The organism is Stenotrophomonas sp. P5_A8 (assembly GCF_056400545.1).
The window spans coordinates 1-4,843 of the sequence record NZ_JBFULB010000289.1 but is presented as its reverse complement, the minus strand read 5'-3'; the positions used below and the strand labels follow the sequence as shown (position 1 = coordinate 4,843).

The following is a 4,843-nucleotide window of genomic DNA, read 5'->3' as shown; positions in this document are numbered from 1 at the left end:
GCGCCATCCATCCAGGCGATACCCGCCCAGCCTCCCAGCAACGGCATACAATCCAGCTTGGCCACGGCCGGCCTCGGTTTGTAGTCTCGACAACCACAATCTAGCTGGCCGGCCGTGCGCCTTCTCCCCTCAGATGGGAGAAGAACCTAAAATTTCCCGTGCACTAAACGTTCTGGCTCCACATAGGGCTTTGACCTTGGCCGGCATCAGTGGGGGTTATGGCGGTGCCATTGATGGCTGGAGGCAGCATGTCGAAGGCGCCACGCCGAACTTCGGTCCAGGCTTGTCGATGATCAAGAAGGGCGGTGATGGCAATACCACGTATTCCAATCTGACCGAAGGCAACATCGTTATCGGTGGCAAGCAGACCACAGCCGTCGAGCTGGGCTTGAACACGGATGCCGCTGCCGCGCATCGCTAGATCGATGCGCTGCCCAATGCCGAGAAGCTGCTGGCGGACGGCAGGCGATGGCGGCGGCAATGGGCACTGTGACGGCCACCAGCAATCAGATCGCAAACGATATCGGTGGCTAGGCGATGCGCAACCTGGAGAACGACTGTGTTTCGAAGTCGAGCGACGAGGAGGAGGCACGGTTCAGGGTTCAGAGTGCACAGGATAAAGAGTCGGAGCTGAAGACTCAGCGCGGTAGCGACTCAAAGCCGCCGAAGACCAGATGAAGAACTGGAGCATCGGCTGCGCCAACTACCGTGCGCTGGAAGCGGTGCGAAGGCTCCTTGAAAGCCGAGGTCGCATGCTTCGATGCCGCATGGTTGACTGGGGCGTATTCCGATTCAATTTTCTCCCCGGATGTCAGAGGAAGGCCTCGGTCGGAAAACTCTGGGGTTTGTCTGGGCGAAGAGGGTGGAGTGGAAATCTGGAAGTGGGTCCGCAAGCGCGGCGGTGGCAGTCGGAAATATCCGAAGGATTTGGCAAGTACTCTACTCAGTAATTCCAGAGTCGGTCTGGCAGTTTCAGACTTCTACAAGAATCCGATGACCGGTTAGGTGTTCTATGGCTTCGATTACAAGGTCGTATTTAATAATATATCTGGAGCGGACGGGATTTCATGAAGGTAAAATGCATAGCCATCTCGGATGACGGGTCGGCGGAATTGTCGCCTTGGTTGACGCTGGGGGAGGTATTCCATGTCCTGAGTGTTGAGTCTGGATTGAACGGCGAGGTGTGGTTTCGAATTCTAGCCAACGAGCAGAGTGTCGGGCCGGAATCGCTAGGTCTTCATTCGGCTGATAATTTTGAGGTAATTACTAATTTCAGGCCATCCAATTGGCGTAACAGGGTAATTGGTGGTGAGCTCGAGTCTTCGCCTGCGGCATGGCAGGTCGACGGATTCTGGGGTGCGCTGTACGATGGTGAAGAAAATGCGGCTCTGACTTTTGCGAAGGAATTCAATCTGATGCTTGGAGAGGAACCTTAATTGCGGGTCTCGAAGAGGAGATTGGTAAATGGCCGTTTGGTTCGAGTGACTGGGCATGGCCAACTGGGTGGCCGGTTGTAGGTCTCTCTCTGTTTGGGGTGCCAGCGGCTATGCTCTCGAGTGAGTGTCTGGCTGGACATTGGCAACGGTTGGCCCATCCAGTAGCACTTGTCTGAGCGTCTCAGGCTGCTGCCGGGTCTTGGGAAGTAGCCCCCTCATGCCGAGCAGCCTCAGCGCGGCATCTCCTCCGGGCACGTCCCTCAAGAGGCACCCAGCCCCTCCTTGAACCATTCATGTCTATACAAGACCGCCCGACTGTGCCGATTCCGGCCTTCCGCGCGCAGTGCGACAACGTGTCGCAGCCTTTTTCGGCCCTTTCCTGCGTCCAATCATTGTCAATGCCTTCTTAAATGATGCATGACGGCCTAAAATTGGAAGGCTGACATGATCGTCCCTCGTGCCTGTCCCCTTGGACCGGCACATCCAGCCTTTTGGCCGGGCGGGCCGCGCTTGACCTGGCATTCCCTACGCAATTGGATCGACCGATGATTCCGTTGAACCCCCTTGGACGCTTCTTGCGTCCGGGCCTGCTGTTTGCACTGTCCGTGTTCCTCACGGGCTGCAACTCGGCCATCCTCAACCCCAAGGGCCAGATCGGCCACGATGAGAAGACGCTGCTGATCACGGCTACCGTGCTGATGCTGCTGGTCGTCGTGCCGGTCATCATCATGACCCTGACCTTCGCGTGGAAGTACCGTGCGACCAACACCAAGGCCCGTTACGAGCCGAAGTGGTCGCACTCCACCGCGATCGAAGTGGTGGTGTGGTCGATTCCGTGCATGATCGTGCTGGTGCTGGCCGTGCTGACCTGGCGTTCCTCGCACGCGCTGGATCCGTACCGTCCGCTGGACTCGGACAAGAAGCCGGTGGTGATCGAAGCCATTTCGCTGGACTGGAAGTGGTTGTTCATCTATCCGGAAGAGAAGATCGCCACGGTCAACGAGATCACCTTCCCGGTCGATACCCCGCTGAACTTCAAGATCACGTCCGATTCGGTGATGAATGCATTCTTCATCCCGCACCTGGGCAGCATGATCTACTCGATGACGGCCATGGAGACCAAACTCCACCTGATCGCCAACGAAACCGGCGAGTTCCCGGGCATGTCCTCGCACTATAGCGGCGCGGGCTTCAGCAAGATGCACTTCACTGCCCATTCGGTCAGCGAAGAGCAGTACCAGCAGTGGCTGGCCAAGGTCCGCGGCGACGCGGCAACCCTGGACAAGACCGCCTTCAACGCGCTGGTGGCCGAAAAGAACCACGACTGGCATCCGGTGACCTACTACGGCACCACCGAAGCCGGCCTGTTCGACTGGGTCATCGCCCGCCACATGGGTGACAACCAGCACTACGGCATGAAGCACGACCACAAGGCGATGGGCCATGACGGTGCCGCGGGCGAAAGCCACGCCGGCCACGACATGCCGATGACCGCCGAAGGCCACGATGCTGCCGGCCACGCGGCCGACGTGCATGCCGATGACACGCACGCGCATGCCGCGGGCGCCGTCGATGAGCACGCCGACCGCACTGCAGACGAGCACGCCGCCGCCGGTCACGCCGGTCACGCTGGCTCGGGAGAATGAGCATGAATCCGCTGGGTAAATTGACATTTGCCGACATCCCGCATGACCCGATCATCATCACCACGCTGATCGGCGCGGGCATCGGTGGCCTGCTGGTGCTGGCCCTGATCACCAAGTTCAAGCTGTGGGGCTATCTCTGGAAAGAGTGGTTCACCTCGGTCGACCACAAGAAGATCGGCGCGATGTACCTCATCGTCGCCTTCGTCATGCTGCTGCGCGGCTTTGCCGACGCGATCATGATGCGTGCCCAGCAGGCGCTCGCCGCCGGCGGGGCAGAGGGCTTCCTGCCTCCGCACCACTACGACCAGGTCTTCACCGCCCACGGCGTGATCATGATCTTCTTCGTGGCGATGCCGCTGATCACCGGCCTGATGAACGTGGTGGTGCCGTTGCAGATCGGCGCGCGCGACGTGGCCTTCCCGTTCGTCAACTCGCTCAGCTTCTGGCTGTTCGTGGCGGGCGCGGGCCTTGTGATGATCTCGCTGGGCGTGGGTGAATTCGCGCAGACCGGCTGGCTGGCCTTCCCGCCGTTGTCTGGCAAGGAATACAGTCCAGGCGTCGGTGTGGATTACTACATATGGGGCCTGCAGGTCGCTGGCCTGGGTACCACCCTGAGCGGTATCAACTTCTTCATTACCATCCTGAAGATGCGCACCCCCGGCATGAAGCTGATGCACATGCCGATCTTCACCTGGACCGCGCTGGTCACCAACGTGCTGATCATCGCCGCCTTCCCGGTGCTGACCATCACCCTGGTGCTGCTGACCCTGGACCGTTACCTGGGCACGCATTTCTTCACCAATGACGGTGGCGGCAACGCCATGCTGTACATCAACCTGATCTGGATCTGGGGTCACCCGGAAGTCTATATCCTGGTGCTGCCGGCCTTCGGCGTGTTCTCCGAGGTCATCGCCACGTTCTCGCGCAAGGCGCTGTTCGGCTACAAGGGCATGGTCTACGCCACCGCCTGCATCGGCGTGTTGTCGTTCATCGTGTGGCTGCACCACTTCTTCACCATGGGCTCGGGTGCCAACGTCAATGCGTTCTTCGGCATAACGACGATGATCATTTCGATCCCGACCGGCGTGAAGATCTTCAACTGGTTGTTCACGATGTTCCGCGGTCGCGTGCAGTTCACCACTCCGGTGCTGTGGACGATCGGCTTCATGGTCACCTTCACCATCGGCGGCATGACCGGCGTGATGCTGGCGATCCCGGCCATCGACTTCGTGCTGCACAACAGCCTGTTCCTGATCGCCCACTTCCATAACGTCATCATCGGCGGCGTGGTGTTCGGCATGTTTGCCGGCATCAGCTACTGGTGGCCGAAGATGTTCGGCTTCCGCCTCAACGAAACCTGGGGCAAGCGCGCGTTCTGGTGCTGGTTCATCGGCTTCTACGTGGCGTTCATGCCGCTGTACATCCTGGGCTTCATGGGCATGACCCGCCGCATGCAGAGCTACCCGAACCTGGAATACCAGCCGCTGCTGGTGATCGCCATGTTCGGCGCGTTCATCATTGGCGCCGGCATTCTGTGCCAAGTGATCCAGATCGCCGTGTCCATCCGCGACCGCAAGAAGACCGCAGACCTGACCGGCGACCCGTGGGATGCGCGCACGCTGGAGTGGGAAACCTCTTCGCCGCCGTCGTTCTACAACTTCGGCGCACTGCCCAAGGTCACCGAACTGGACGACTTCTGGGAGCGCAAGCAGCGTGGTGAGGCGTGGGAACGTCCGGCCAAGTACAGCGACATCCACATGC

General features: G+C 59.7%; 4 protein-coding genes. All 4 read left to right on the top strand.

What is annotated here, in order from left to right; genetic code table 11:
• Positions 1-196 precede the first annotated feature (196 nt).
• The gene (locus tag AC1DQP_RS16465) at positions 197-421 is read left to right on the top strand and encodes a hypothetical protein (protein WP_457320495.1); all 225 of its coding nucleotides are present in this window, start codon (positions 197-199) and stop codon (positions 419-421) included.
• A gap of 646 nt (positions 422-1,067) precedes the next feature.
• Positions 1,068-1,436, top strand: coding sequence for a hypothetical protein (locus tag AC1DQP_RS16460; protein WP_478052026.1), 369 nt, complete (start codon positions 1,068-1,070; stop codon positions 1,434-1,436).
• Between the two features lie 545 nt (positions 1,437-1,981).
• Entirely contained in the window at positions 1,982-3,082 is a 1,101-nt protein-coding gene (gene cyoA / locus AC1DQP_RS16455; protein WP_457321983.1) for a ubiquinol oxidase subunit II, read from the top strand.
• A gap of 2 nt (positions 3,083-3,084) precedes the next feature.
• On the top strand, positions 3,085-4,843 hold a 1,759-nt coding region (gene cyoB, locus AC1DQP_RS16450; protein WP_478052025.1), incomplete at its 3' end, for a cytochrome o ubiquinol oxidase subunit I.